General features: G+C 71.9%; 24 protein-coding genes. 10 read left to right on the top strand and 14 right to left on the bottom strand.

What is annotated here, in order from left to right; genetic code table 11:
• Window positions 1-4 precede the first annotated feature (4 nt).
• The 3 genes from ACMATS_RS17240 to ACMATS_RS17230 form a co-directional block, all read right to left on the bottom strand.
• Window positions 5-1,522, bottom strand: coding sequence for a pyridoxal phosphate-dependent decarboxylase family protein (locus ACMATS_RS17240; protein WP_414168359.1), 1,518 nt, complete (start codon window positions 1,520-1,522; stop codon window positions 5-7).
• A gap of 277 nt (window positions 1,523-1,799) precedes the next feature.
• On the bottom strand, window positions 1,800-2,645 hold the full coding sequence (locus ACMATS_RS17235) for a siderophore-interacting protein (RefSeq protein ID WP_414168358.1): 846 nt from the start codon (window positions 2,643-2,645) through the stop codon (window positions 1,800-1,802).
• Between the two features lie 7 nt (window positions 2,646-2,652).
• Window positions 2,653-3,690, bottom strand: coding sequence for an ABC transporter substrate-binding protein (locus tag ACMATS_RS17230; protein ID WP_414170742.1), 1,038 nt, complete (start codon window positions 3,688-3,690; stop codon window positions 2,653-2,655).
• Between the two features lie 118 nt (window positions 3,691-3,808).
• On the opposite strand from ACMATS_RS17230, the gene ACMATS_RS17225 reads away from it, so the two are divergent.
• Genes ACMATS_RS17225 through ACMATS_RS17205 form a run of 5 tightly spaced genes read left to right on the top strand, consistent with a single transcriptional unit; the run spans window position 3,809 to window position 9,387 of the window.
• Entirely contained in the window at window positions 3,809-4,876 is a 1,068-nt protein-coding gene (locus ACMATS_RS17225) for a FecCD family ABC transporter permease (RefSeq protein ID WP_390776899.1), read from the top strand.
• On the top strand, window positions 4,873-5,901 hold the full coding sequence (locus tag ACMATS_RS17220; RefSeq protein WP_390776898.1) for a FecCD family ABC transporter permease: 1,029 nt from the start codon (window positions 4,873-4,875) through the stop codon (window positions 5,899-5,901). Before ACMATS_RS17225 ends, ACMATS_RS17220 begins: the two co-directional genes overlap by 4 nt.
• Window positions 5,902-5,936: 35 nt before the next feature.
• Window positions 5,937-6,770 carry an ABC transporter ATP-binding protein gene (locus ACMATS_RS17215; protein ID WP_391152735.1) on the top strand — a complete coding sequence of 278 codons (834 nt, stop codon included), beginning with the start codon at window positions 5,937-5,939 and terminating at the stop codon, window positions 6,768-6,770.
• Window positions 6,767-8,848, top strand: coding sequence for a penicillin acylase family protein (locus ACMATS_RS17210; protein ID WP_414168357.1), 2,082 nt, complete (start codon window positions 6,767-6,769; stop codon window positions 8,846-8,848). The genes ACMATS_RS17215 and ACMATS_RS17210 overlap by 4 nt, the downstream gene beginning before the upstream one ends.
• The gene (locus tag ACMATS_RS17205; RefSeq protein WP_414168356.1) at window positions 8,845-9,387 is read left to right on the top strand and encodes a GNAT family N-acetyltransferase; all 543 of its coding nucleotides are present in this window, start codon (window positions 8,845-8,847) and stop codon (window positions 9,385-9,387) included. Before ACMATS_RS17210 ends, ACMATS_RS17205 begins: the two co-directional genes overlap by 4 nt.
• A 206-nt stretch (window positions 9,388-9,593) precedes the next feature.
• Here the strand turns inward: ACMATS_RS17205 and ACMATS_RS17200 are convergent, their stop codons facing one another.
• Together ACMATS_RS17200 and ACMATS_RS17195 are read right to left on the bottom strand one after the other, a co-directional pair.
• Window positions 9,594-10,418: a hypothetical protein gene (locus tag ACMATS_RS17200; protein ID WP_414168355.1), complete on the bottom strand. Its 825-nt coding sequence runs from the start codon at window positions 10,416-10,418 to the stop codon at window positions 9,594-9,596.
• Window positions 10,419-10,493: 75 nt separating this feature from the next.
• The gene (locus ACMATS_RS17195) at window positions 10,494-11,156 is read right to left on the bottom strand and encodes a ScbR family autoregulator-binding transcription factor (protein ID WP_414168354.1); all 663 of its coding nucleotides are present in this window, start codon (window positions 11,154-11,156) and stop codon (window positions 10,494-10,496) included.
• A gap of 115 nt (window positions 11,157-11,271) precedes the next feature.
• On the opposite strand from ACMATS_RS17195, the gene ACMATS_RS17190 reads away from it, so the two are divergent.
• Window positions 11,272-12,255, top strand: coding sequence for a ScbA/BarX family gamma-butyrolactone biosynthesis protein (locus tag ACMATS_RS17190; protein ID WP_414168353.1), 984 nt, complete (start codon window positions 11,272-11,274; stop codon window positions 12,253-12,255).
• On the opposite strand, the gene ACMATS_RS17185 is transcribed toward ACMATS_RS17190, so the two are convergent.
• The 5 genes from ACMATS_RS17185 to ACMATS_RS17165 all read right to left on the bottom strand — a co-directional run bounded on the left by ACMATS_RS17185 (window position 12,245) and on the right by ACMATS_RS17165 (window position 17,067).
• Window positions 12,245-13,015, bottom strand: coding sequence for an SDR family NAD(P)-dependent oxidoreductase (locus ACMATS_RS17185; RefSeq protein WP_390776891.1), 771 nt, complete (start codon window positions 13,013-13,015; stop codon window positions 12,245-12,247). The two genes, ACMATS_RS17190 and ACMATS_RS17185, sit on opposite strands and share 11 nt — an antisense overlap.
• A 126-nt stretch (window positions 13,016-13,141) precedes the next feature.
• Complete coding sequence (locus ACMATS_RS17180; protein ID WP_414168352.1) at window positions 13,142-14,368, bottom strand: FAD-dependent monooxygenase; 1,227 nt, start codon at window positions 14,366-14,368, stop codon at window positions 13,142-13,144.
• A 660-nt stretch (window positions 14,369-15,028) separates the two neighbouring features.
• The gene (locus ACMATS_RS17175; protein ID WP_414168351.1) at window positions 15,029-15,859 is read right to left on the bottom strand and encodes a hypothetical protein; all 831 of its coding nucleotides are present in this window, start codon (window positions 15,857-15,859) and stop codon (window positions 15,029-15,031) included.
• Window positions 15,860-16,093: 234 nt separating this feature from the next.
• Window positions 16,094-16,276 (bottom strand): DUF397 domain-containing protein, encoded by a 183-nt coding sequence (locus ACMATS_RS17170; RefSeq protein WP_390776888.1) that lies wholly within the window; start codon window positions 16,274-16,276, stop codon window positions 16,094-16,096.
• Window positions 16,273-17,067 (bottom strand): helix-turn-helix domain-containing protein, encoded by a 795-nt coding sequence (locus tag ACMATS_RS17165; protein WP_414168350.1) that lies wholly within the window; start codon window positions 17,065-17,067, stop codon window positions 16,273-16,275. Before ACMATS_RS17165 ends, ACMATS_RS17170 begins: the two co-directional genes overlap by 4 nt.
• Before the next feature lie 162 nt (window positions 17,068-17,229).
• On the opposite strand from ACMATS_RS17165, the gene ACMATS_RS17160 reads away from it, so the two are divergent.
• From ACMATS_RS17160 to ACMATS_RS17150, 3 genes are all read left to right on the top strand, one after another.
• Window positions 17,230-17,646 carry an ATP-binding protein gene (locus ACMATS_RS17160; RefSeq protein WP_414168349.1) on the top strand — a complete coding sequence of 139 codons (417 nt, stop codon included), beginning with the start codon at window positions 17,230-17,232 and terminating at the stop codon, window positions 17,644-17,646.
• A gap of 7 nt (window positions 17,647-17,653) precedes the next feature.
• Window positions 17,654-17,971 carry a hypothetical protein gene (locus ACMATS_RS17155; protein ID WP_390776885.1) on the top strand — a complete coding sequence of 106 codons (318 nt, stop codon included), beginning with the start codon at window positions 17,654-17,656 and terminating at the stop codon, window positions 17,969-17,971.
• 153 nt (window positions 17,972-18,124) lie between these two features.
• Window positions 18,125-19,279, top strand: a complete 1,155-nt coding sequence (locus tag ACMATS_RS17150) for a serine hydrolase domain-containing protein (RefSeq protein WP_414168348.1) — start codon at window positions 18,125-18,127, stop codon at window positions 19,277-19,279.
• On the opposite strand, the gene ACMATS_RS17145 is transcribed toward ACMATS_RS17150, so the two are convergent.
• Genes ACMATS_RS17145 through ACMATS_RS17135 form a run of 3 tightly spaced genes read right to left on the bottom strand, consistent with a single transcriptional unit; the run spans window position 19,245 to window position 21,014 of the window.
• Window positions 19,245-20,054 (bottom strand): GNAT family N-acetyltransferase, encoded by an 810-nt coding sequence (locus ACMATS_RS17145; RefSeq protein ID WP_414168347.1) that lies wholly within the window; start codon window positions 20,052-20,054, stop codon window positions 19,245-19,247. The genes ACMATS_RS17150 and ACMATS_RS17145 overlap by 35 nt on opposite strands.
• Before the next feature lie 19 nt (window positions 20,055-20,073).
• Entirely contained in the window at window positions 20,074-20,151 is a 78-nt protein-coding gene (locus tag ACMATS_RS17140; RefSeq protein ID WP_390777382.1) for a 50S ribosomal protein bL37, read from the bottom strand.
• Between the two features lie 38 nt (window positions 20,152-20,189).
• Window positions 20,190-21,014, bottom strand: coding sequence for an SDR family NAD(P)-dependent oxidoreductase (locus ACMATS_RS17135; RefSeq protein WP_414168346.1), 825 nt, complete (start codon window positions 21,012-21,014; stop codon window positions 20,190-20,192).
• 523 nt (window positions 21,015-21,537) lie between these two features.
• Between ACMATS_RS17135 and ACMATS_RS17130 the strand changes: the two genes are divergently transcribed.
• Complete coding sequence (locus ACMATS_RS17130) at window positions 21,538-22,611, top strand: type III polyketide synthase (RefSeq protein ID WP_390776881.1); 1,074 nt, start codon at window positions 21,538-21,540, stop codon at window positions 22,609-22,611.
• A 138-nt stretch (window positions 22,612-22,749) separates the two neighbouring features.
• Here the strand turns inward: ACMATS_RS17130 and ACMATS_RS17125 are convergent, their stop codons facing one another.
• On the bottom strand, window positions 22,750-23,205 hold the full coding sequence (locus tag ACMATS_RS17125) for a tellurite resistance TerB family protein (RefSeq protein ID WP_390776880.1): 456 nt from the start codon (window positions 23,203-23,205) through the stop codon (window positions 22,750-22,752).
• Window positions 23,206-23,257 lie beyond the last annotated feature (52 nt).

The following is a 23,257-nucleotide window of genomic DNA, read 5'->3' as shown; positions in this document are numbered from 1 at the left end:
GTGTTCAGCCGGCCTTGCGGCGCAGCTCGGGGTCGGACTTCTCGTCGACGAACCGTCCCGCGTGCTCGGCGAGCAGTTCCAGGACGTGCGCGATGTCGTCCAGCGACGTCTCGGGGTTGAGCAGGGTGAACTTCAGGTAGTGGCGGCCGTCGACCTTGGTGCCGGCCACGACGGCGTCGCCGGAGGCGGCGATGGCCTCGCGGGCGTGGAGGTTGGCGTCGTCGGCCAGTTCGCGCTCGGGGCCGGCCGGGGGCAGGTAGCGGAAGACGACGGTGCTCAGCTGCGACTTGGTGACGACCTCGAAGCGGGGGTCGTCGGCCAGCAGGTCATAGGCCTGGGCGGCGCGATCCACGACCTCGTCGAAGAGCGAGCCGATCGCGTCGGCGCCCATGATGCGCAGGGTCAGCCAGAGTTTGAGGGCGTCGAAGCGGCGCGTGGTCTGGATGCTCTTGTCGACCTGGTTGGGGATGCGCTGCTCGGCCATGCGGGCCGGGTTGAGGTAGTCCGCGTAGTAGGTCGCGTGCCGCAGCACGGACCCGTCGCGGACCAGGACGGCGCTCGAACTGACCGGCTGGAAGAATGACTTGTGGAAGTCCACGGTGACCGAGTCGGCGCGCTCGATGCCGTCGAGCAGGTGGCGCCGGGTGGGGGAGGCCAGCAGGCCGCAGCCGTACGCGGCGTCCACGTGGAACCAGGCGCCGGCCCAGGAGCACAGGTCGGCGATGCGGGGCAGCGGGTCGATGGAGCCGAAGTCGGTGGTGCCGGCCGTGGCGACGACGGCCATGACCACGAGGTCCTCGGTGCGGCAGCGTTCGAGCTCGCGGGCGAGCGCCGCGGGCCGCATGCGCCGGTCCTGGTCGGTCTCGACGGCGATGACGGCGTCCGTGCCGAGGCCGAGCATCTTCGCGGACTTCTGGACGCTGAAGTGGCCCGCCTCGGAGGCGAGGATGCGCAGCCGGGGGAGGAAGTCGTGTTTGGAGAGCGTGTCCCCGGCGTACGCGGCCGCGGCGGCGGCCCGGGCGAAGGCCTCCTCGCGGGCGAGCAGCAGGGCCTGGAAGTTGGACTGGCTGCCGCCGCTGGTGAACACGCCGTCGGCGTCCTCGCCGAGACCGATGCGCCCGGCCGTCCAGTCGATCAGCCGGCGCTCGATGAGGGTGCCGCCCGCGCTCTGGTCCCAGGTGTCCAGCGAGGAGTTGACGGCCGTGAGGACGGCCTCGCCGAGCAGGGCGGGGATGACGACCGGGCAGTTGAGGTGCGCCAGGTACCGGGGGTGGTGGAAGTAGACCGCGTCGCGCAGGTAGACGCTCTCCAGCTCGTCGAGGGCCGCGGCGGGGTCGCTCAGCGGCCGCTCCAGGTCGATCCCGGCTATCTCGGGGGCCAGTCGGTCCGGCGTGACGCCGGAGAACGGGCGCTCGGTGCGGGCGATCCGGGTGGCGACGCGTTCGACTCCGTCGGTCAGGGAGCGTCGGTAGTGGTCGACGTTGCGGTCGTTGAACAGGTGCGAACGCCCCTGGAAACTCATGGTCAGTCCTCAACGGTTCGTCGGGCTGGCTGAACTTAGGCAAGCCTAACCTAAGTTGATCCCGAATGGGGCACCCCCTGTGTCCCTGTGCCCCGTCGGGGCCGCGCCCCGTGTGACCTGCGCCCCGTCAGGGGCGCGGGGAACTGCGCGACCAGCCACGACGCACCCGCAGTCGAGGTTCTCGGGGCTTCGCCCCGGACCCCTGGGGTAGTGCGTCGACTGCAGGCCGGTGGGGGCTTGTCGCGCAGTTCCCCGCGCCCCTGACGGGGCGCACCGCCTACGCCGCCGCGAGGGCCTCGGCCCGCAGGTCCTCCTCGGAGGCGCCGAGCCGCCAATACCCCGAGAAGTGCACCTTCTTACGGTCGAAGTCGCGCTCAGCGACAAGATGGCGCCGCACCGCCTTCACGGCCCCCGACTCGCCCGCAACCCAGGCGTACGGCATCCCGCCAGGGAAGGCGGCGTCCCGGACCGCGTCCACGAGGAGGGCGGGACGCGGTCCGGGGGCATGGTCGCGGACGAGCCAGGTGATCTCGGCGTCGCCCGCACAGGGCAGGTCCATGACGTCCTCGGCGTGCGGGACCTCGATCCAGACCCGGGCGCGCATGCCGGCGGGCAGCCAGTCGAGGATGGCGCCGACGGCGGGGAGCGCGGTCTCGTCGGCCGCGATGAGCACCCAGTCGGTGCCCAGCGGCGGACGGAAGCCGACGCTCCTGTTGTCCTCGACGGCCGGGCCGAGCAGGACGACGTTCTCGCCGCCCGCGGCCTCCCCGGCCCAGCGGGACGCAGGGCCCAGGTCTCCGTGCAGCGCGAAGTCGACGTCGACCTCGGCCTGTTCGCGGCGCTGCTCGCGCACGGTGTACGAGCGCATGACGGCCCGTACCGCCGGGTCCATGGCCCGCCATTCCGCGAGCCGGCCCTCGCCGTGGGTCTCGGGCAGCACCGGGGAGTCCTGCCCCGGCTGCGGCAGGAACAGCGAGAAGCTCTGGTCGCGGCCGCCTCCGGCGAATTCCCTCAGCTGTTCTCCGCCGAAGGTGATCCTGACCATGGAGGGGCCGAGGCGCCGGCTGCGGACGACATGGGCGTCGAAGAAGCGGAACTGTCCGGCGACGGTGGCGGTCGTCATGGGAACGTCAGCTCACTTTCTTGGCATCCTGGATGGCCTTGGCGAGGTTTTCGAGCAGCGGGGCGGCGCCCGCGTACGAGAAGCGGGGCACGGAGTCCCACGGGGTGATCTGGTTCGCCTTGACGGCGGGGAGCTCCGCCCAGGCGGGCTTGTCGGCGAGGGCCTTGGGCTGCAGCTGGCCGTCGCGGTTGTCCAGCAGGATCAGGTCGGCCTTGTACTTGCCGGCGTTCTCCCAGCTGAGGCCCTCGAAGTAGCCGCCCTCGTCCAGCTTCTCGGGGACGATCAGGTCGACGCCGAGCTCGGCGAAGTACATGAGGTCCGAGTTGGACTTCGGGTTGGAGACGTACATCAGGTCCGGACTGGCCGACGCGGCCATGACCTTGAGCCCGCCGCTCGCCTTGGCGGCCTTGCGCAGGGTCTCGGCGGCGGCCTCGAAGCGGGCCTTGGCGTCGGTGACCTTCTTGGCCTTCAGGTCGGCGCCGAGGGACTCGGCCAGCTCGGCGTAGCGCTTGATGGGCTCGGTCATGGGGACGCGGGCGGTGCGGATCGCGACGCTGGGGGCGCCGAGGCCAAGGATCTTGTCCTTGCTCTCGTCCGGCACGTACCAGAGCGCACCCTCGTTGAACATGTGCGTCACGAGCAGCTCGGGGCGCAGGGCCGCGTACTTCTCGATGCTGAACTCGCCCCAGGCGTTGCCGAGCACGGTCACCTTGTCGACGTTCAGGTCCCCGGCCTGCGGGACGGCCTTGCCGTCCTTGTCCTTGGTCTCGCCGAAGACGCCGACGATCTGCTGGCCGAGACCGAAGTCGACGAGGGCGGCCGCGGTGCCGGTGAAGGCGACGATGCGCTTCGGCGTCGCCTTGGCGGAGACCTTCTTCTTGCGGTCGTCGGTGAAGGACCAGCTGCCGCCGCCGTCGCCCTCCTTGGCGGAGGAGCCCGAACCGCCGCTTCCTCCGCAGGCGGTGAGGAGGGCGCCGAAGGCGGCGACGCCGCCCGCGGTGAGCAGGCCGCGGCGGGAGAGGCGGGTGGGGCTGTTGTGCGGCATGGGTGTGTCTCTCACGCGTCGGGGGTGGCCCTGAGGCCCGGAGCGATATTAGGTTAACCTAACCTAAACTGCTGTCCAGTGGGGGTGGCCACCGCTCCCCGTGACCCGGAGCACGCCCGTGCCTCTCACCAAGTCACCGCAAGCCCCAGGGGCTTCGACGGCGTCACCGCCCTCCCGCGGCCGCCCGCCCGGCGGCACCCGCGCCTCCGTGCGCGCCGCCGGACTGGCCGGATCCGTCCTGGTGCTGCTGGCCGTCGTGGTGCTCAGCATCGGGTTCGGCGCCAAGCAGCTCTCGCCCGCCGAGGTCTGGCACGGGCTCTTCGACAGCGGCTCCCCGGCCTACACCGTGGTGCACCGGATGCGCCTGCCCCGCACGCTCCTCGGCCTGCTGGCCGGAGCCGCCCTGGGCCTGGCCGGCTGCGTGATGCAGGCGCTGACCCGCAACCCCCTCGCCGACCCCGGCCTGATGGGCATCAACGCGGGCGCCTCCGCGGCCGTGGCCTCCGCGGCCTCCTTCCTCGGCGTGGCCACCTTCAACGGCTACGTGTGGTTCGCCCTCGCCGGAGCGGGAGCCGTCGCGGCCCTGCTCTACGCGGTGGGCGGCGGCCGCGGGGCGACCCCGGCCCGGCTGGCGCTCGCCGGCGCGGCACTCAACGCCACGCTCTACTCGTACGTGAGCGCCGTGATGCTGCTGGACACCGCCTCGCTCGACAAGATGCGCTTCTGGACGGTCGGTTCGCTCGCCGACGCCCGGCCCTCGACCGTGCTCAAGGTGCTGCCGTTCGTCGCGGCGGGCCTGCTGCTCGCCCTCGCCCTGGCCCGGCCGCTCAACGCCCTGGCCCTCGGCGACGACTCGGCCCGCGCCCTCGGCGCCCGCCCCGCCCTCACCCGCGCGGCCTCCGTCGCCGCCGTGACGCTCCTGTGCGGAGCGGCCACCGCGGCCTGCGGGCCGATCGTCTTCGTAGGACTGATGGTGCCCCACTTCGTCCGCACCCTGACCGGCCCCGACCTGCGCTGGATGCTGCCCTACTGCGCGGTGCTCGCGCCCGTGCTGCTGCTCGGCGCGGACGTGCTCGGCCGGGTCCTGGGCCGGCCCGGCGAACTCCAGGTGGGCATCGTGACGGCCGTCCTCGGCGGGCCGCTGTTCCTGTACTTCGTGCGGCGCGGAAAGGCGGTGCGCGCATGAGCGTCATCCGCTTCGCCGGCGGCCGCTCCGTCCGCTTCCGCCCGCGGGCGCTGGCCGCGGGCGCCGGATGCGCCGTACTGGCGCTCGTCCTGGCCGTGTTCGCCCTCGGCAGCGGCGACTACCCGATCGGCCCGGCGGACGTCGTCCGCAGCCTCGTCGGGGACGGCGACCCCGCGCACGACTTCATCGTCAACGAACTGCGCCTGCCCCGCGTCGTCACCGCCCTGCTCGTCGGCGCCGCCCTCGCGCTGGCCGGCGCGCTGTTCCAGTCGGTCGTCCGCAACCCGCTCGGCAGCCCGGACGTGCTCGGCTTCACCCAGGGCGCGGCGGTCGGCGCGCTCGCCGTCGTCGTCGCCGGGGGCAGCAGCCTCGCCCTCGCGACGGGCGCGGTCACCGGCGGCCTGGCCACCGGCGTCGTCATCTACCTGCTCGCCTGGCGGCAGGGCGTGCACGGGCAGCGGCTCGTCCTCATCGGCATCGGAACCGCCGCCATCCTCACGGGCGTCAACGGCTACCTGCTGACGCGCGGACAGCTCATGGACGCGGCGCGGGCCGTGCTGTGGCTCACCGGCAGCCTGGACGGCCGCGGCTGGAAGGACGTGCTGCCGCTGCTCGTCGCGATGGCCGTGCTGGTCCCCGTCGTGCTCCTCGGCTGCAGCCGCCCGCTGCGGATGATGGAGATGGGCGACGACGCGGCGAGCGGCCTGGGCATCCCGGTCGAGCGGCTGCGGCTGGTGCTGCTGGCCGCCGCCGTCCTGCTCGCCTCCTTCGCGGCGGCCGCCGCCGGCCCGGTGAACTTCGTCGCCCTCACCGCACCCCAGCTGGCCAAACGGCTGACGAAGTCGCCGGGCCCCAACCTGCTCGCCTCCATGTGCACCGGCGCGGCCCTGCTCGTCGGCGCCGACCTGATCGGGCAGCAGGCCTTCCCCGGGCATCAGCTGCCGGTCGGCGTGGTGACGGGCGTCCTCGGCGGCGGCTACCTCGTCTGGCTGCTCGCCGCCGAGCGCAGGGCGGGCCGGATATGAGCGCCACAACGACACCTGAGAACGGAGCACGGACGATGGCACCCCACGGCGCACCGCGGCTGAGCGGCAGCGACCTGACCCTCTCCTACGAGCAGCGGACCATCGCCGAGGGCCTGACCGTCGCCGTTCCCGACCGGTCCTTCACGGTGGTCGTCGGCCCCAACGCCTGTGGCAAGTCCACCCTGTTGCGCGCCCTGTCGCGCACGCTGAAGCCCGCCGCCGGGACCGTCCTGCTGGACGGTCAGGACATCGCCTCCCTGCCCGCCAAGCAGGTCGCCCGCACCCTGGGTCTGCTGCCCCAGTCGTCGATCGCCCCCGACGGCATCACGGTCGCCGAACTCGTCGCCCGCGGCCGCTACCCGCACCAGAAGCTGCTGCGCCAGTGGTCGCCGGAGGACGAGCGCGTCGTCACCGAGTCCATGGAGGCGACCGGGGTCGCCCAGCTCGCCGACCGGATGGTCGACGAACTGTCGGGCGGCCAGCGGCAGCGCGTGTGGATCGCCATGGCCCTCGCCCAGGAGACGCCGCTGCTGCTCCTCGACGAGCCCACGACCTACCTCGACATCGCCCACCAGCTGGAGATCCTCGACCTGTGCGCGCGTCTGCACGAGGAGCAGGGCCGCACGCTGGTGGCCGTCCTGCACGACCTCAACCAGGCCGCCCGCTACGCCACCCACCTGATCGCCATGCGCGACGGACGGGTCGTGGCCGAGGGCGCACCGGGCGACGTGGTGACGGCCGAACTGGTGGAGGCGGTCTTCCGGCTGCCCTGCCGGGTCATCGACGATCCGGAGACGGGCACGCCGCTCGTCGTCCCGGCGGCCCGGCGCCGGGCCCTCGCGACGACGCGGACGGGAGGCACGGCATGACCTTCGCGACGTACCGGGACCCCTGGGGCATCCCGCACCTGCGCGCCGGCAGCGCGGAGGAACTCGCCTTCGCCCAGGGCCACAACGCCGCCGTCGACCGCGCCTGGCAGCTGGAGACCGAGCGGCACCGCGCGCAGGGCACCTCGGCGTCCTTCCTCGGCGCCGAGGCCGTGGGCTGGGACCGCCTCGCCCGGCAGACGCGCCTGGACGACACCGCACGGCGCTGCTTCGAACGGCTGGACCGCTGCGATGCCGAGACCGCTGCCTGGGTCCGGCGCTACGTCGACGGCGTCAACGCGGGCCTGGCCGAAGGGGCCGGGCGGGCACCGGAGTTCGCGGCCACCGGGCTCGTCCCCGGAACGTGGCAGCCGTGGACGCCGCTCGCCGTGTGGCTGTCCCACCACCTCCTCTTCGCGGGCTTCCCCGCCAAGCTGTGGCGCGAACGGGTCGCCCGCACGCTAGGGCCCGAGGCGATCGGCCTGTTCGCCACCGACGGCCACCGCACGTCCGGGAGCAACGGCTGGCTCGTCGCGGGAGACCGCACCGCCACCGGCGCCGCCGTCGTCGCGGGCGACCCGCACCGCTTCATCGAGGACCCGGGCATCTACCAGCAGATCCGGCTGTCCTGCCCGGAGTTCGACGTGGTGGGCCTGGCCGTCCCCGGCGTTCCCGGCACCGGCCACTTCGGCCACACCGGGACGGTGGCCTGGGCCATCACCAACGCGATGGCCGACTACCAGGACCTCTACCGCGAACGGCTCCGCAGGACCGGAACCGGGGTCGAGGCGCTCGGCCCGGACGGCTGGCGGCCCGCCGCCGCGCACGTCGAGACGATCGAGGTGGCCGGGGGAGACCCGGTCACCGTCGAGGTGGTCGAGACCGAGCGCGGCGTCGTCGTCATCGGCGACGCCGACGGCAGCGACGACGACGGCGACGTCGTCAGCCTCCGCTGCCCGCCGCGCGTCCGCGAGGACCTGGGCTTCGCCACCCTCCCCGCACTGCTGCGGGCGAGGACGGTCGCCGACGTGGACCGGGCGTTCGACGCCTGGGCGGAGCCCGTGAACGTCGTCCTGGCCGCGGACACCGAGGGCGGCCTGCTGCACCGCGTCGCGGGCGCCGTACCGGTGCGGCACCGGGACAACGGCCTGCGGGTCGTGCCGGCCTGGGAGCCGGACCACGCCTGGCGCGGCTGGCACGAGGAGCTGCCGCGCGAGCCGGTCGACGACGTGGCCGTGATGGCGAACGCGCGCGGCATCGCGACGCCGCTGGGCGTCGAGTTCGCCGCACCGCACCGTGCCACGCGCATCCGGCAGCTGCTCGACGAGCGCAGGGCGTGGGCGGCGGAGGACATGGCCGCCGTGCACACGGACACCCATCTGGCATCGGCAGAGCCGCTGTTGGAGCTGCTGGACGGGCTCGACGGGCTGACCCCCGGGGCCGCGGCGCTGCGCGACCGGCTCCTGTGCTGGGACCGGCACATGGACGCGGACAGCACCGACGCCATGGCGTACGCCGCCGTGCGGTCAGCGGTCGTGCGCCGCCTGGCCGCCCATCCGGCGCTGGCCCCGCTGGCCGAACTCCCGGAGTGTCCCGAGGTGTTCCTGCCGTGGCTCGCGCTCGTCCCGCGCATCGCCTACGCCCTGGAGGGCCTGCTGACCGCCGGGCCGCTGCCCGCCGCCGACCGGGCCGAGGCCGTCAGGGCCGCGGTCGAGGAGACCGCGGCCGCCGGGGAGCCCACGGGCACCTGGGGCGAGGCGCACCGCCTCGCGCCCTGGCAGGCGCTGCCCGGCGCCGTGCCCGAGGAATGGCCCGGGCTCTCCGGCGACCACGACTGCGTCCTGTCCACGTCGAGCGTCCCCGGCTTCACCGACCGCAGCGCGCGGGCCTCCGCGGCGCGCTACGCCTGGGACGTCGCGCGGCGCGACAACAGCCGCTGGATCGTCCCGTTCGGCGCCTCCGGCGTGCCCGGCGACCCCCACCACCGAGACCAACTGCCGCTGTGGCAGCGCGGCGAGCTCGTCCCCGTGATCACCGACTGGGACCGGCTGACCCTGGAACGGGAGAACACCACGTCATGAACTTCGTGCACGAGCAGAAGGCCGAGGGCTTCGGCACCGTCGGCATCCGCCCGGTCGCCCCCGCGGCGGACGCCGACCTCCTCCACGCCTGGGTGAGCGAGGAGCGCGCCCGCTTCTGGGGCATGCGGGAGGCGGGCCGCGAGCGGGTCCTGGAGATCTACGAGTACCTGGACTCGCTGAGCACGCACCACGCGTATCTGGTCCACCGGGACGGCCGTCCCGTGGCCCTCTTCCAGACGTACGAACCGGAGCACGACCCGGTCGGCGAGTGCTACGCCGTGCAGCCCGGCGACTTCGGCATCCACCTGCTGGTGGGCCCGATGGACGGCGCCCCGGAGCCGGGCTTCACGGAGGCGCTGCTGTCCGTGTTCCTGGACTGGGTCCTGGCCGAGGACCCGGCACGGCGGCGGATCGTGGCCGAACCGGACGCGCGCAATGCGAAGGCCATTGCGCGCTTGGAGCGGACGGGGTTCGAGCGGGGGCCGGAGATCGAACTTTCGGAGAAGCGGGCGCGGTTGATGTTCCTGGACAGGCCCTAGCGCCCCGCAGGGGCGCGGGGCTGTGCTGCATCATGCGGCTTCGCCGCGTGGGCGCGACCAGCCACGACGCGCCCGCAGGCGACGTGCTGCCCCGGGGCTGCGCCCCGGAACCCGGGATCGTGTGTCGACTGCGGGTCGGTGGGGGCTTGTCGCGCAGTTCCCCGCGCCCCTGCGGGGCGCAGGCGGCGCGCCGGCCCCGGTGTTCCCTACCGCTGCCCCCGCGGGGTGTCCTTGCGGCTGACCGCCAAGTAGCCGATCAGGCACAGGATCGGGACCAGCAGCGCCAGCGTCACCGGGCCCGTCCCCCACCCGAGCCCGCCGCGGGCGCCCGGTACGCCCATCCAGTCCGCGAACGACGCGCCCAGCGGCCGCGTCAGGATGTACGCCGACCAGAACGCCGCCACCGGGTTCATCCACGCGAAGCGCCCGGACAGCGCCGGCACGGCGATGGCCACGGCGAAGAGGATGCCGGACGGCAGATAGCCCAGGTGCAGCGTGCCCGCCGTGAGGTCGCCGATCGCGGTGCCGAGGGCGAACGTGGCGAGCACCGTCGCCCAGTAGAACGTCTCGCGCCGGCGGGTGCGGATGCTGTGGACGGCCAGGGTCTTCTCGGACGCGTACCAGCCGGCCAGGATCGCGGCCAGTGCACCGCAGAACGCCACCGCCGAGACGGTGTAGGGGACGCCGGCCACGACGTGGACGACGTCGGCGGCCATGGTGCCGAAGACGCTGACCATGACCACGGCCGACCAGTAGATCCACGGCCGGTACCGTGCCGAGCGGAACTGCAGGGCCAGCAGGGCGGCGAAACCGGTGAGTCCGAGACATCCGGCGGGTATCGGGCCGAGCGTCCGGCCCAGGTAGTCCGAGGCGGTCTCGCCCATACCGGTGGTGAGGATCTTCACCACCCAGAACAGGGCCGTCACTTCGGGCACTTTGCCGAGGCCCGCCTGCGGTGCCCGGCTCCGGTGCCGGGCACCGGATGTCTGCTCGGCCAGTGCGCCACCGCTGGAACTGCCGGATATCGGCATGGTTCCGCCGCCCCTCTCCTCGATGAATGTCTACAGAACTGTAGACAGTGGGGGAGGGGCTTTCTCACGCTTCTTTCATGTCGCGGCGTCGCCGTTCGCCACGTCCGCGTCCTCCGCGGACGACATCAGCCGCAGTGGCCGGTCCGGCGCCATGTCCAGCCGGGCCAGCACGCCCGGCACCGCGATGTTGGGCATCATCAGCTGGTAGAGCAGGGAGATCTCGTCCGCGAGCTCCGGCGGCTCGGGCATGGCCTCGGAGATCAGCTGGACGCCCGTCCAGGCGCCGACCATGAGGCGCGCGACCTCCTCCGGGACGACGTGCGGAAGGGTTTCGCCCTGGTCCTTGGCGTCCTGGACCAGCGCGGCGGTCACCGTGATCCAGTCGGGCCACCGGGTGCCGAACATGGCCCGGGCCCGCTGGTCGACGGACAGCCGGATCGAGGCGCGCAGCAGCGGCTCCCGCTGGACCCGGTACGCGAGCAGCAGCGAGGTGTCCACCAATTCCTGCAATTTGAACGGCTGGGGCGAAACGCCCTCGGTTGTCACTGCTTCGTCGAGAACGCCCCGGGCAAGATCCTCTTTTGAGCTGAAGTGGAAATACAGGGCACCCCGGGTCACCTTGGCGCAGGCAAGGATGTGGGCAATCGTGGCGGCCTCGTACCCGGACTCGTCGAAGACTTTTCCGGCAGCCTCCAGAATCGCCTGCCGGGTCCGGATCGCGCGCTCCTGCTGCGCCACGGCAATCCCCTCCTTCTGCTCCGTCCCCCCTGGTGATAAGTACCGATTAGTAGGTATCTTGGCGCAACGTCCTGCCCCACTCGAGCGTTCGAGTCAGGCATCCCAGGGGGGGATCATGTCCGCAACGGTGTACCAATCCTGCACGCTGGCCCCGGAAACCCCGAAATCGGAGTCCGGCCGGCCGCAGGTCATGGCCGCCTGCCTGCGGAAATCCGCTGTTCCCGAGGAGGTGCCGCGGCTGGTTCCCAAGGAGCTGGTCCATCTCAAGGACCAGAGCGGCGTTCTCGTCACCGGCTGGACGCGCCCGTCGCCCGAGGTATTCCTGGTCGGCGCCGAATGGCCCGGCGAACCGGAGGGACCGGGCGGCGCCCGGCCCGCGGCCGGAACGGCCGCCGGGCTCGTCCGGCAGTGCGGGCTCGCCGTTTCGCATGCCGCGTTCGGGGTGCCGCTGGAATACCAGTCGCTCCTGAAGAAACTGAACTGCACCCTGACCGGGCCGGCGCCGGAATGGCGGGACGGGCGCACGCCCGTCACCGTGGAGCTGAATTGCTCGCAGATGATCCGGCGCGGCGGGCGGGTGATCGGCGCCGAGATCATGGAATTCACGGTCCGGCACGAGGGCCGGGTGGTGTGCCGGGCCGACTCGCGGTCCCAGTGGATCTCCCCGCAGGTCTACCGGCGGCTGCGCGGCGACCACCTGACGGCGCCCTGGGGCGGCTGGGACGTGCCGGAGCCGGTGGCGCCGGAACTCGTGGGCTGCTCCTCGGCCGAAGAGGTCGCACTGTCCGCCACCGGCCGCCCGGACCGCTGGCTGCTGCGCAACGACCCGGCGAACACCGAGATGTTCGACCACCCCGTCGACCACGTCCCCGGCCTCGCCCTGCTCACCGCCGCCCACCAGGCCGCCCGGGCGGCCTGCGGCCCGCTGTGGACCGCGCCCACGGCCGTGTCCACCTCCTTCGGCCGGTACGTCGAGTTCGACGCGCCCTGCCTGCTGGACGTCCGGACCTCGGGGAACGGCGTCGTCGAGGTCGCCGGGAGCCAGTACGGGCTGCCGGCCTTCCGGATCGTCCTGAGCGGCCGGCTGCCTACTGGTTGACGAAGCCGCCGTCGACCGGCACCACCGCGCCCGTCAGGAACGGCGACCGGTCGCTGAGCAGCCACGCCACCGTCTCGGCGATCTCCTCCGGGGCGGCCGTGCGGCCCTGCGGCGTCATGGAGTGGGCCGTGGCCTCCAGGCCCGGGTTCCGGGCGAACCAGTCCACCGTGATCTCGCTGCGCGTCGTGCCGGGCGCCACGGCGTTGACCCGGATCCCCTCCCGGGCGTATTCGTCGGCGGCGGCCCGGGTCAGGCCGACCACGGCGTGCTTGGAGGCGACGTAGGGGGCGGCGGCCGGGATGGCGACGAGCCCGCCGACGCTGCTGTTGTTGACGATGGCGCCGCCGCCGTTTTCCAGCATGGCCGCTATCTCGTGGCGCAGGCAGTTCCACACGCCCCGGACATTGGTCTCCATGATCGCGTCGTAGACGTCGTCCGCCATGAGGTGCAGCGGGGTCCGGTCGCCGCCGATTCCCGCGTTGTTGAATGCGGCGTCCAGCCGGCCGTACTTCTCGACCGTGAACGCGATCGCCGTGCGCGCCGCTTCGGGGCGGGCGACGTCGGCGACGATGTACGAGGCCTCGGCGCCGGACTCCCGCAATTCCTCGGTGACGGCGGCCAGCCGGTCCTCACGGCGGCCGGCCAGCACGACGGTTGCACCTTCCCGCGCGAAGACGCGGGCCGCGGCGGCGCCTATGCCGGAGCCGGCGCCGGTGATGAAGGTGACTTTTCCGGGGAGCAGCAGATTCGCGGTCGTCATGGGGTGCGAGTTTGCCAGGCAGCGGCCGGGTACGGGAAAGCACCCTTGCCGCCCGGGAATCCCCGGGCGGCAAGGGTGAGCGGCCCTCCATCGGAATAAAACATACCGTTTGTTCGGTATGGCTTCTCAGCCGGGGTGGACGGGGGTGAGATCGCTGTACTCCGGCAGCGCAATATCCCCGGCCTTGGCGAACTGCGCAGCCATCGCATTCCGCAGCGGCCACCGGGTCATCCACCGCATCGAGGCGGCCCGCATACGGATGGCGAGTGCACTGCGCGGCGCATATCCCCCGGTGCCGCCGGGCGGCAATTGCTGCGACGTGGCGACGTACGGCCGCATGAGCCGCTCGTACGCGGCGAACGCGGCCCGGTGGTCGCCACGGGCCGCGGCCAGTTCGCCGGCCAGCAGGTAGCCGCCGACCAGCGCGAGGCTCGTCCCCAGGCCGGTGAGCGGCGTCGGGCAGTAGCCCGCGTCGCCCAGCAGCACGACGCGGCCGCGGGACCAGCGGTCGAGGTGCACCTGGCCCAGGGAGTCGAAGGCGAAGTCCGGCGCGGTCCGCATGCCCGCCAGCAGCCGCGGCACCTCCCAGCCCGTGACGTGCGCGAAGCGCCGTGCGACCAGCTCCCGTTGGGCCTCGGTGTCACGCCGGTCGTAACGGAGCGGCTCCGCCGACCGGAAGGCCAGCCCGGCCTTGACCTCACCCGGCAGCCGCCCCGGCCGGGCGGACGCGACGAGCCCGCCGGGGGCGTTGTACATGAGAAACCAGCCGTCGAGGTCCATGTCCTCGCTGTCGACCGTGAACCAGGATATGAAGCAGTCGAGTTGACGCACGCACTGCTCCTCCGGCCCGAACGCCAGACCGCGGACGGCGGAGTGCAGCCCGTCCGCCCCGACGACGAGGGCGAAGCGGCGTGGGGCGGCCTTCTCGAAGGTGACGGTGACGCCGTCGGCGTCCTCGTCGAGCGCGGTGGCGGTGTCGTCGAAGAGGTACTCCGTGTCCGGCGCCGTTGCGTCGTACAGCACGCGCGCGAGGTCGCCGCGCAGGATCTCGATCTCGGAGACGATCCCTTCGCCGCCGAAGGCGTCCACGGGCATGCGGGCGGTGATCCGCCCACGGCCGTCGACGAGCGCGAGCCCGCGCTGGTCGACGGTGACGGCTCGGGCCTGGGGCATGAGCCCCATGCGCTCGACGACGGTGCGCCCGGCACCGCGCAGATCGACGGTCTGCCCGCCGGGGCGGGGCGCGGGGGCGCGCTCGACGATGGTGGGGGTGAACCCGGCCCGGTGCAGCCAGTGCGCGAGTGCGGTGCCGGCGATGCCGGCGCCGGAGATGAGGACGTCGGTGGTCTCCATGTCGCTGAATGTACGGCGTACGCGCTCAACATCGCAATGATGGGCAGGAGTTATGTGGCGTGCTGCACTAGCGCACTAGGGCGGGAGTGCGGGGTGGGAGGGGTGCACTAGGGCGGTCACGCCGGAGGGGTGAGGTTGTGTACGCCGGGGTGGTGTTCCGGGTACGGTACGGGAGCGGCCCCCGCCATGGACCGGTAATCCACAACGAGGGCCAGACCGTATGGCCTACTTGTCAGTCCTCAGCGTGGTGGAGGACTGACAAGTCATCGGCCGCGAAACCACCCCCGAACCTTCTGCGCGATGCGCTTCCAGGCCGACGGGCGGATCTTACGGTGACGCCCCACTGGCGCCCCCCTTCATGCAGTGCGGCCAAGTACCGGTGACCGCTACCGGAGGAACCCGGGATCGGGTCCTCCGCGAACCCGACGTCGTCGGCTCCTCTTTGAAGGGGGGCGCGCTCGGCGCGCCGTTGTGAACTGTACACGTTTGGCGGGTACTTGGTGTGCCGGTGGCGCTACGTGCGGTATTCGGTACGCGGGGGCGGTGTTTCCGATACGGTGTGGGTGGACCGGGTATCCACAACGAGGGCCCAGACCGGATGGCCTGTCTGTCAGTCCTCAGCTTCTCGGAGGACTGACAGGGTCATCGGCCGCGAATCCGCTACATGGGCTGTCTGTTGCTCCGCATCGCCGCCCGGACTCGGGCCGCGTTCGCGCGGACCACGGCCGCCGTGCCGGCCGTCGGGTCAAGTGGCCTTTCCTCGCCCCGGCATTGGCGGCACAGGCCGCCGGGCAGGGCCTCCGGGTGGCCCGGGACGCGGCATGCGGTGCACTCCATGATGCGGGCGGCGGGCTGCCGGACCGGCTGTTCCGGCGGCAGCTTGTCCGTCAAGCGCCTGCGGGCGAGCGCACCCGGCGAGTGCACCGGGTTCGGGAGGCCGCTCGTGAGGGCGGCGGTCAGTTGCTCCCTCGTGACCCCTCGGGCCAGCCATTCCGCTGCCAGCGGCTCCAGTTGGGCGCATTCCGCCGCGGAGAGTGTCATGCGGGGCGCGGTGCGGCCGACGGCCGCCAGCGCCTCGTACGCCTCGCTGCGGGCCGCCTTGGTGGGCGGCGCCTCGTCGTGGTTCAGGTAGTGGCTCCACCACGCGTCGTCCCGCGCGGTGCGGGAGAAGTGGGTGCGGGTCACCCACTGGGTGCCGACCGGCTCCCTGAAGCGGCGCAGGTGGCCCGCCTTCGAGAGGTTCTCCAGGGCCTTGGCCACCGCCTGCTGGCCGTATGCGGCCAGCTCCCTGGCCAGCGTCTTGATGTCGACCGCGGCGCCGTCCGGGAGCCGGTCGATGTGTGCGGCGACCGACGCCTCGCGTTCGGGCAGGTGAGCGAAGTCGCCCGCGCGGTGCGGTGCTTGGTCCGGTGCGGACTTTTTTCCGTACCCCGGACGGGCCATCGGGGGCGCGTACGCGGGCGCGGCAGGGGTAAGCTCGGCGGTAGCCATTGAGATCCACTTCTGCGTAGTGATCTGGGTGGTAGACCCCCGTTCGGTGTTCCTACGCACCGGCGGGGGTCGCTTGTTGCTGGGGACGCTACACGGTCGCCGCGCGCCGTGACGGCTCGCTCGGGAAATGTCATCCGGACGTGTGCGCACGGGAGTTGGGAGGGTGGGTGGGTTATCACCACCACCCATTCCTTGCATACAGCGCTCGGATCTCGGGCCCCGGGTCTCGGGCCCCTACGGTGCGGCTATGTGCCCTATGAACACCGCCCAGGAGGCCGTGGGGAAGGCGAGCCGGGGCGCCCGTATTCGCCCCGAGTCTCGGACGTGAACGGCGTCGGGTGTGGAGCGCACCTCGACGCAGTCACCGCCCGCTCCGCCGCTGTAACGCGACTTGATCCAAGTTGATTTGGCAATCACAACTCTTCCGCCAACTTTCTGATGAAACGCGCGGACTCGTCCGGGCTGAGAGCCCGCTGGGCGAGCATGACATGGCGATGGACCATGATTCCGATCTTCTCCGGTTCGGAATAGAGCACGCCTGACTGCTGGCCCTCCTCGTAGACAAGACGGTCGTGATCGGGCATCTCAAGCAGGACGAATGGCCCGTCGAGCCCTGGATGCACACCGCCTGTACGCAGGACCTGAATGGTGACGTTGCGCCGTTTGCCGGCTGACAGCAGATGCAGGAGCTGTCGCTTGTGTGCTTCCCTGTCGCCCAGGGTGGTACGCAACGCTGCTTCCCCGACAATGAAGTTGAAGACCTTGGTCGCCTTGTCCAGCATGGCTTGGCGTGCAAGCCGGGCGGCGACGCGTTCTTCGATGATCTCGTCGTCCAGCGGCGGCCAATGCCCATTGAACAGGAGCCGCATGGTCTCCTCGGTCTGCAGTAGCCCCGGGATGAGTTGCGGCTGGTAGGAGCTGAGCGCAATCGCATCCGCTTCGAGCAGCATGAAGTCCTGCGCATACGAGACGAATCGCTCCGGCCTCAGGTAATCCTTGGCCGCCACCAGCAGTTCGCCCGCGCCGCACAGCTGGTCTGCGATCTGGAGCAGATGCAATGTCGGTCGCCGACGCCCCTGATCCATCGACTTGATCGTCTCGTACTCGTACCCCGCCTCCTTGGCGAGCTCCTCCCGGCTCACTCCGGCCCGCGTCCGCCAGAGCTTGATCTGGTTGCCGCAGTACCGCCAGGCCATCGGCGACGTCATGCCGCACCCCACCCTCCCCGGGGCCATCGCAGGTACAACCCGGCACCGTACCCGCCTCGCCCCTGCCCGGCATGTTCCCGCGAAGCCCACGCTGTGACCCCTCGGCGGGTGCAAATGCCCCGCTCCCGAGTGACGGCGCTGAGCAACAAGGGATACGCACTCATGACAAACCCCCTCCCCGACCGGTTCGCCGGATGGTGCCTCCCGCGGCACCCGCGCAGCGTGGGCCGGTCCCGCATGCTGCTGCGCGAGCAGGCGCAGGAATGGCAACTCCCCGAGCCCGAGGCCGAGACGGCCGTCCTTCTCCTCAGCGAGCTGATGACGAACGCGTGCCGGCACGTACGCGCCGCCCCCGGCCGGGAGATCAGCGCCCGGTGCGTCATCGTCGGTAAGACGCTCCGGGTCGAGGTGTCGGACGCGGGCGACGGCCTGCCGCGCGAGCGCAACGCCTCGCCGGGCGACGAGTCCGGCCGCGGCCTGGCCCTGGTGGCCGCGCTCGCCACGGCCTGGGACGTGCGTACCAGGCCGCACGGGATCGGCAAGACGGTCTGGTTCGAGCTGGAAACGCACCGGCCATAATTGGGCCATGCTCAACTTCTGGCCTTCGAACCGCCCGTTGCTCCCCGACCTGACGCCGGTCAAGGACGCCCTCCGCACCGCGCTCGGCGAGGCCGACGAGGCCGAACGGCCCGGCCTGCGGCGCGCGCTCGCCATCGTCGAGGAGTTCGCCTCCGCCGACCAGGCTGCCACCCAGGACTGGGCGCGCAAGACCCTCGCCGTCGCCGGGGTCGACCCCGTCACGCACGAGGTCAAGGCCGTCCGGGCGCTCCGGCAGGCACGGTCGGGCCTCGGCCTCAAGGAGGCCGTCGACCTGGTGAAGTCGCTCACCCCCGGGGACTCGTAGGGGCTGCCTCCAGGGCGTGTCCGGCGGATCTTCGCGCCCCTTCAGGGCGCACCCTAGGGGGCGCCCCCACTCACATCCTCCTCAATCATGATCCACATCGGAGCACTCCCGCCTATGGTGATGAACACGTCAACCAAACGGGAGGAAGCCCCGATGTCCCGCACGTCCACCGCACTCGTCTCCGCGCTGCTCGCCGCAGCGGCCGTCGTCCCCGCGGCGGCGGCCCCGGCCGCCGCCGCGACCCCGGACCGGGCCGGAGGCCGCACCGCGCTCCAGCAGTCCCTGGACGCGGTGGTCGCCGCGGGCGTGCCCGGCGCCATAGCCGAGGTGCGGGACGAGCACGGCACCTGGCGGGGCAGCAGCGGGATCGCCGACATCGGCAGCGGGCGTCATGCACAGGCTGGGGACAAGTTCCGCGCGGGGAGTGTCACCAAGAGCTTCGTCGCCACCGTCGTGCTGCAGCTCGTCGCCGAGCACAAGCTCGGTCTGGACGACGCCATCGAGCAGCACCTGCCCGGCCTCGTGCCCAACGGTGAGCACATCACCGTACGGCAGTTGCTCGCGCACACCAGCGGACTGGCCGACTATCTCACCGACGTCCTGATGAAGAGGGAGAACGCGGTTCGGGATCTGCAGACCGCCACCTACACCCCGCGGGACCTGGTCGCGATCGCGGCCGAGCCCGGGCCCAAGTTCGCGCCGGGCACCTCATGGTCGTACTCCAACACCAACTACGTCGTCCTGGGCCTGCTGATCGAGAAGACGACCGGTCACTCGCTCGGCCAGGAGATCGGCCGGCGCATCGTGCGACCGCTGCACCTGACCGGTACGTCGTTCCCGACCACGCCGAAGATGCCCGGTGCGCATCTGAACGGCTACGAGTGGTTCAACGGTCCGTCCGCGGCGCCGACCGACACGACGGAGTTCAGCCTGTCCGTCTACTGGGGCGCAGGGACGCTCATTTCGACGACCCACGACCTCAACACGTTCTACAGGGCGCTCGGAAAGGGCACGTTGCTGCCGCCCGCTCTGCAGCACGAGATGTACACCATGCGCCCGGACGGCGCCGACCGGCCCGGCCGCTCGTACGGTCTCGGCCTGGAGGGCAGCGTCAACTACTGCGCGGGGAGCGGGCAGGCGCCCGTGTGGGGCCACACGGGCAGCGTCGCCGGATACAACACCTTCAGTTTCACGACGGCCGACGGCAAGCGGCAGGTCACGCTCTCGCTCAACCAGAACATCAGCAAGACGGAGAAGCAGGACCAGGCCGCCATCAAGGTGCTGTCGACCGCACTGTGCCGCAAGTAGCAGGAGCAACCGCCCGGCCGGCCGCGTAGTGCACGTACTCGCGGACGAGCCGGAAGCCCGTCGCGGCGGCGAGGGCGCGGCTGGGGTGGTTGTCGCGGGAGCAGGTCCAGCTCGCGGTGCGGCCGCGGGAGGCGACGTCCGCGCAGAGGGCGTGGACGCACGCGCGCGCCAGGCCCCGGCCGCGGGCCTCCGGCGCGGTGGCGACGGCGATGTCCTCGTAACGGCTGCCGAGGAAGTACGTGCAGGCCAATGACAGCAGTCGGCCGTTGCGGAAGGCGCCGCGGCAGTGGCCGGAGACGGCCAGGGCGTGCGGACCGCCCCAACTCTCCGCGATCCAGGCGAGGTCCGGGCCCAGGGCGCGGACGGCCTTCGCGTCGGCGGCGGTGAGGCGGCGGATCCGGATGTCCGGCGACGGTACGGGCGCGCGTCCCGCGCCGCCGTCCCGGACCCACACCATGCGCTCCCACGGCACGATCCGGTCGAAGGCGGCCCCGAGCAGGGGCAGGAAGCGGTCCGGTGCGGCGAACCAGCTGTGGGCCAGCGGGGCCAGGTCCTCGGGGCGCAGGGCCCGCGGGTCGCCGCCCAGCAGGACGTGGCCCGCGCAGCCGACCGCTCCGGCCCGCGGTGCCCGCGGGTCGTCGGCCCACCAGTGGCCCGTCCCGGTCGACCGGATGTGCTCCGTGAGGGAGCCCAGCCCGGGGCGTCCCGACGGGAACCAGGACTCCCAGGGGGCGCCGGCCGGGACGGGCATGGTGTGACGCGTCGGTGCGGCCATGATGCTGTGTCGGCGGCGCCTAGCGGCCGCCGGCCTTCTTGCCGTGGTTGGCGGGCTTCTTGCGACGGGCCTTCTTCTTGCGGGCGCGCTTGGACATGGACGGGTTCCTTCTTTCCAGTGATGAGTGGCCGGGTTTCAGGCGGCGTTGCCGACCAACTGGTCGGCGAGCTTGCACAGGCGGCGGACCGTGCGGTCCTCCATGGCGACCGGTGCGGCGGGGGAGAGCGCCGTGCGGTCGTAGTAGCCGCCCGGGACGACCTCGGTCGCCGGGTCGCACAGGCGCACCACGCGCTGCGCGCCCTCGGTGGCGGAGTCGCCCTCGTGCGCGTAGAGGGGCATGAGCGCGGTCTCGCAGATGCCGGGGTGCACGCTGACGGAGGTCCAGCCGGCCCCGGCGGGGGCCCCGGCGCGGGCGAAGATCGTGAGGGCGAGCTGGGACTGGGCGTAGGCGGCGAGCCGGGAGTAACGGCGGGCGCGGTGGGGGTCGTTCCAGGCGATGGACGCGGTGCGGTGCATGGAGGACGACACGTTGACGACGCGGCCGCCGGGGCGGGCGGACAGCGCGCCGGAGAGCTCCTTGGTGAGCAGGTAGGCGGCCAGGAAGTTGACCTGCAGGGAGAGTTCGTTGCCGTCCCCGGTCATCGTGCGCCGCTCGGGCGCGGCGACGGCGGCGTTGTTGACCAGCGCGTCCAGGGCGGGGTGCGCGTCGGCGACGCGGGCGGCCATCGCGCGGACCTCGTCGAGCCGGGAGAAGTCGGCGACGACGAGCCGCAGTTGGAGCGGGTTCGCACCCGTGGCCACGAGCCGGGCGACGGCATCGTCGCCGGAGGCCTGGTCCGGTGCGTGCAGGACGACGGTGTCGCCCTGTCCGGCGAGCAGCCGGGCGGTCTCCCAGCCGATGCCGGAGGTGGCACCGGTGACCAGCACGGTCCGGGGGGCGGGCGAGACGGCGGAAGACATGATCCACTCCGGGATTGGGGAAGGCGGGAGCGCCCCGCCGGGCGCGACAGGGCGCACCGGGGGAGGGGGCGGTGTTCCGGCGGTGCCGGGTGATGTGAGGGACGGCCGGAGCCGGAGGCGGCTACGGCAGGCGGGACGGCGCGGGGCTCAGCCGCGCGGCGCCGGTATCCCGGCCGGACGCGAACAGCGCGCAGGACGCGGCGTCGCCGTATGAGGCGGCCGGTCGTTCTCGCGCAGAGGGCTGTTCACGGGATCCATACAAGGAGTCCGGCGGCCCGGGCTCAAGAGGACGCGGGCACTCCTGACGCCCTTCTGATGCGTACCGGCGCACGCCGCCGACGATCGGGTGAATCTTTCACATCATGTTCGACGCATGTTCGTTTGGTTTACTCCGAATGGTCCACTATTCGGGTGAACTGCCGGACTAGAGGTGTGGCGCGCTTTTTGTTGCGGGAGACGTGGAGATAGGCTGCCGCGCCAGAGGGGCGGCCTTGCTCTGGCAACGGGAAAACGGGAGGCCGCCATGGCGACACTGTGCAGACCGGCCATCGCGGTACCCGAGCATGTGATCACGCGGGAAGAGACCCTGGAGCTGGCGCGCACGCTGCACGCCGACCACCCGCAGCTCGACCTGGCACTGCGGCTCATCGGCAACACGGGCGTCCAGACGCGCCATCTGGTGCAGCCGATCGAGGACACCCTCAAACACCCCGGCTTCACCACGCGCAACGCGCGCTACGAGGCGGAGGCCAAGGCGAGGGTGCCCGACGTCGTGCAGCGGGCGCTCGACATGGCCGAGGTGACCGTCCGCGACATCGACATGATCGTGTACGTCTCGTGCACGGGCTTCATGATGCCGTCGATGACGGCGTGGCTCATCAACACCATGGGCTTCCGGAACGAGACCCGCCAACTCCCCATCGCCCAGCTCGGATGCGCGGCCGGCGGCGCCGCCATCAACCGCGCGCACGACTTCTGCATGGCCTACCCGCGGGCCAATGTGCTCATCGTGGCCTGCGAGTTCTGCTCGCTGCTCTACCAGCCGACGGACCTGGGCGTGGGCAACCTGCTCTCCAACGGCCTCTTCGGCGACGGCATGGCGGCGGCCGTGGTGCGCGGCCAGGGCGGCAACGGGGTGCACCTGGAGCGCAACGGCTCGCACCTGGTGCCCGATACGGAGGCCTGGATCTCCTACGGGGTCCGGGACACGGGCTTCCACTTCATCCTGGACAAACGGGTGCCGGGCACGATGTCGATGCTGGCGCCCGCGATGCGCGAGATGGCGAAGCCGCACGACTGGGACGTCTCCGCCCTCGACTTCTACATCGTCCACGCGGGCGGTCCGCGGATCCTCGACGACCTGTGCCACTACCTGGGGCTGACCCCCGAGATGTTCCGCTACAGCCGGGCCACGCTGACGGAGCGCGGCAACATCGCCAGCGCGGTCATCTTCGACGCGCTCGACCGGCTCTTCGAGGACGGCGGCGCGGGCCACGAGGCGCGGGGCGTCATCGCGGGGTTCGGGCCGGGCATCACGGCGGAGATCGCCCTGGGGACGTGGGTGGGGACCCGCGAGGCGGCGCCGGTGCGGGTGTGAGCGGGCTTTGACCGGGCCCCGAAGGGGCGCGGGGCTGTATCGATATGCGGCTCCGCCGCGTGGGCGCGACCAGCCACGACGGGCCCGCAGCCGAAAGCGCTCCGGGCCGCTCCAGGACGGAGCGGCCCGGAAAGGCCATCAGAGGTCGAACTCACCCGGGTTGATGCCCAGGGCAAAGCACGCCTCGCGGACGACGGCCTGCTCCGACTTGTCGAAGTCGCCGTCGGCGCCGCCGATCACGATGCCGATCTGGATCACGGCACGCGCCTCGGTCGGCTTCTTGTGCACCTTGCCGATGGTCTGCAGCACGCTGACCTTGCCGAAGTCGAAATCGGTCGTCAACTTCTGGCAGTAGTCGTGGAATCGCGCCTGCAGGTCGTCGACCGGGAAGTTCCGCAGGACGTCGTTCGTGGCGATCAGCGACGCGACGCGCTGCCGCTCGGAGGCGTCGATCGAACCGTCGGCAGCCGCCACCAGCGCACACATCGCCATGCTCGCGTCCCGGAACGCGCCGCTCTGCAGCTCGTTCTTCTTCGCTATGAGCTGGCCCTGCATCGTCGTGGCCGAGTCCTTGAGTCGGTCCCAGAGCGCCATGTGCGTTTCTCCTCGTTTCTCGGGGTGCACATGGAGAACGGATCCGAAAGGT

It is taken from the genome of Streptoverticillium reticulum (genome assembly GCF_047456005.1).
Lineage (GTDB): Bacteria > Actinomycetota > Actinomycetes > Streptomycetales > Streptomycetaceae > Streptomyces > Streptomyces reticulum.
The sequence above is the reverse complement of the archived record's forward strand: the minus strand, read 5'-3'. Positions and strand labels throughout refer to the sequence as shown.